This window comes from Terriglobus sp. YAF25, assembly GCF_052113305.1.
GTDB lineage: Bacteria > Acidobacteriota > Terriglobia > Terriglobales > Acidobacteriaceae > Terriglobus.
In genome coordinates this window covers 1-1,904 of record NZ_JBFRCY010000818.1, presented here as the reverse complement: position 1 = coordinate 1,904, position 1,904 = coordinate 1, and the positions used below count along the sequence as shown (strand labels likewise).

Sequence of the window (1,904 nt, the reverse complement as noted above, 5' to 3'; positions counted from 1 at the left end):
CGGTCTCACCTGCGGCACGGCTGTAGGTTGCTGTCACGCTGTCGGCAGCCAGGAATCCGGTGAGTGTTCCGGTCAGGGCTGGATCGGCCGTCCCATAGGTCTTGCTGGCAGCGTTCGGAGTCACCGAGGCTACGGCCTTGTTGATAGTGAACGCAGCTGTGTTGTAAGTGATGGTGTAGTTGCTCAACACCGCAGCCGGACTCAGAGTGGCACTGATGTTGTACGGTCCACCGGCGACGGTCTCACCAGCGACACGGCTATAGACTGCAGTGACGCTGTCGGCAGCCAGGAAGCCAGTCAAGGTTCCCGTCAGAACCGGATCCGCCGTTCCATAGGTCTTGCCCGCAGCGTTCGGAGTCACCGAGGCGACGGCCTTGTTGATGGTGAACGAAGCCGTGTTGTAGGTGACGGTGTAGTTGTTCAGCACCGCGGCCGGACTCAGCGTGGCGCTGATGGTGTACGGTCCAGCAGCCACGGTCTCACCAGCCACACGGCTATAGACTGCAGTCACGCTGTCGGCAGCCAGGAAGCCAGTCATGGTTCCAGTCAAAGCCGGATCCGCCGTTCCATAGGTCTTGTTCGCAGCGTTCGGAGTCACCGAGGCGACGGCCTTGTTGATGGTCAAACTTCCATTGACGAAGTTGAAGCTGTAATTTGCGGCGGCGAGCGTGCCGGCCGCGGCGGTAATGGTATAGGTACCAGCGTTAGTAGGAGCTGCCGGACTGGTAGTCAGCGATGCGGTGCCTGTGACTACACTCTGGGACTCTCCGTTGACAAAACCCGTTATCGCGCTCGTGTAAGCAGGAATCGGCGTCCCATACACCGTGGCTACGTCGTTGGCGGTCACGGTTAAAGCCGCCTTATTTATCGTCAGTTTGGTACTGTTATCTGTCGCCGTGGTGAGATTGGCGTCTCCGGGATACGAATAGCTGATCGTATAGGGGCTTCCAGACGAGGGAATCGTGTGAGTGTCGAAGGTCCCGCTAAAGTTCCCGCTGCTCCCAACGATAGTCATCGGAAGGGACGTGCCGTTGATCGTGACTGTAACCGTCTCCCCGCTCGCTGCAAACACTGTCTTTGTCGCATTCGCTACCTGGCCGGAGATTGAAATGCTCGCCTGGCCGTAGGTTATGGAAGCAGATGCAGGAACAAGAGAGCTGAATCGTGCATTTCCTTTCACCAACTGCGCCACTGCATTGGATGTACTTGTCGTGAAGTTTGTGTTGCCTGCATATACAGCGGAGATGGAATGGTTCCCATCGCTGAGCGTTGTCGTCGAGTAGGTCGCAGTGCCAGCGCTGTCAGTCGTTCCGGTGCCTAAGGTGGCCGATCCATCCTTGAAGGTAACAACCGATCCAACCGGGACGGAACCGCTGCCGGGAGCAGTGACGGTAACGGTGGACGTAAAGGTAACGGATTGCCCGGAGACGGACGGATTGAGCGAGGAGGTCAAAACAGAGCTGGTATTGGCGGCATTTACGGTGTGCGAGGTGCCGCTTGATGTACTCGTAGAGAAGTTCGCATCGCCGGAATAAGTCGCTGTTATCGTCTTGGCGCCGGAGCTTGCCGAAGTCAGACTGCAAGCGCCTGCACTCACATTTGCTACACAGCTGGCCGATCCGTCGCTCACCGTAACGGTGCCCGTTGGCGTTCCGCTTCCGGCAGCAACACTGTAGGTTACGGGGTACGTTTGACCGACGACAGTTGGTGTCGCGAGGGCTCCCGCATTTGTGATCGTGGTCGTCGTGCTGGTCTTGGCCCGTACCACAACGCTGGCACCTGTGCTCGGATGGCTGCCTTGGCAGCCCGCGCTGGTGTTTGTGATAGATGCGGTAAACGGATATGTGTTGGGCGTAAGACCGGCAGTTGTGGCGATAGTCAGTGTTGCGTTCACCGTACTACCC

1 protein-coding gene is annotated in these 1,904 nt (G+C 58.0%); it reads right to left on the bottom strand.

The window, feature by feature from the left end; translation table 11 throughout:
- A partial coding sequence (locus AB4043_RS24100; protein WP_442308332.1) for an MBG domain-containing protein occupies nt 1–1,894 on the bottom strand: 1,894 nt, incomplete at its 3' end.
- Nucleotides 1,895–1,904 lie beyond the last annotated feature (10 nt).